The sequence below is a fragment of the Streptomyces sparsus genome (assembly GCF_054776295.1).
This window is the reverse complement of sequence record NZ_BAAHCA010001466.1, coordinates 1-812: the sequence shown is the minus strand read 5'-3', so window position 1 is coordinate 812 and position 812 is coordinate 1. Positions and strand designations below refer to the sequence as shown.

Genomic DNA, 812 nt, shown 5'->3' with positions numbered 1-812 from the left:
GGTCGGTTGTCGTACACGTTCGGTTTGGAGGGGCCGGCGGTGACGGTGGATACGGCGTGTTCGGCGTCGTTGGTGGCGTTGCATCTGGCGGTGCGGTCGTTGCGGTCGGGTGAGTGTGATCTGGCGTTGGCTGGTGGGGTGACGGTGATGTCGACGCCGGGGTTGTTCGTGGATTTCAGTCGGCAGCGTGGGTTGGCGGCGGATGGGCGGTGCAAGGCGTTCGCGGAGGGAGCGGATGGTACGGGGTTCTCCGAGGGCGGCGGTTTGCTGTTGGTGGAGCGGTTGTCGGATGCGCGCCGTCATGGTCACAGGGTGTTGGCGGTGGTGCGGGGGAGTGCGGTCAATCAGGACGGTGCGTCGAATGGGTTGAGTGCGCCGAATGGTCCGTCGCAGCAGCGGGTGATTCGTGCGGCGTTGGCGGATGCGGGGGTGTCTGCGGGGGATGTGGATGCGGTGGAGGCGCATGGGACGGGGACGCGGTTGGGTGATCCGATTGAGGCGCAGGCGTTGTTGGCGACGTATGGGCAGGAGCGTTCGGGTGATCGGCCGTTGTGGTTGGGGTCGGTGAAGTCGAATGTGGGTCACACGCAGGCGGGTGCGGGTGTGGCGGGTGTGATGAAGATGGTGTTGGCGATGGAGCGGGGGGTGTTGCCGGCGTCGTTGCATGTGGATGAGCCGTCGTCGCATGTGGATTGGGCCTCGGGTGCGGTGGAGGTGCTGGACCGCTCCAGGGAGTGGCCGATGGCGGAGGGTCGTCCGCGGCGGGCTGGGGTGTCCTCGTTCGGTATCAGCGGGACCAATGCCCACGTCAT

1 protein-coding gene is annotated in these 812 nt (G+C 66.6%); it reads left to right on the top strand.

Annotation, left to right across the window (positions count from 1 at the left end):
* Window positions 1–812: beta-ketoacyl synthase N-terminal-like domain-containing protein (locus ACYVE9_RS29070; RefSeq protein ID WP_461030864.1), on the top strand; the 812-nt coding region annotated here is incomplete at both ends.